The sequence below is a fragment of the Bradyrhizobium sp. CCBAU 51745 genome (genome assembly GCF_028128715.1).
Classification (GTDB): Bacteria; Pseudomonadota; Alphaproteobacteria; order Rhizobiales; family Xanthobacteraceae; genus Bradyrhizobium; species Bradyrhizobium manausense.
On sequence record NZ_LBJP01000012.1, the window covers coordinates 1 to 250 of the forward strand.

1 protein-coding gene is annotated in these 250 nt (G+C 44.4%); it reads left to right on the top strand.

Annotated elements, in window-relative coordinates; genetic code table 11:
* A partial coding sequence (locus tag XH98_RS41060) for a hypothetical protein (protein ID WP_271618796.1) occupies positions 1–203 on the top strand: 203 nt, incomplete at its 5' end.
* Positions 204–250 lie beyond the last annotated feature (47 nt).

The window sequence follows — 250 nt, forward strand, 5'->3', positions numbered from 1 at the left end:
AGGTTCTAGAGGTTCTAGAGGTTCTAGAGGTTCTAGAGGTTCTAGAGGTTCTAGAGGTTCTAGAGGTTCTAGGTTCTAGGGTTCTAGATTCTAGGGTTCTAGATTCAAGTGTTCTAGGTTTCACCATAACTGACGGGTTAGGGTTAGGGTTAGGGTTAGGGTTAGGGTTAGGGTTAGGGTTAGGGTTAGTTCTAGGGTTCTAGGTTTCAAGGGTTCTAGGTTCTAGAGGTTCTAGGTTCTACTGTTCTAG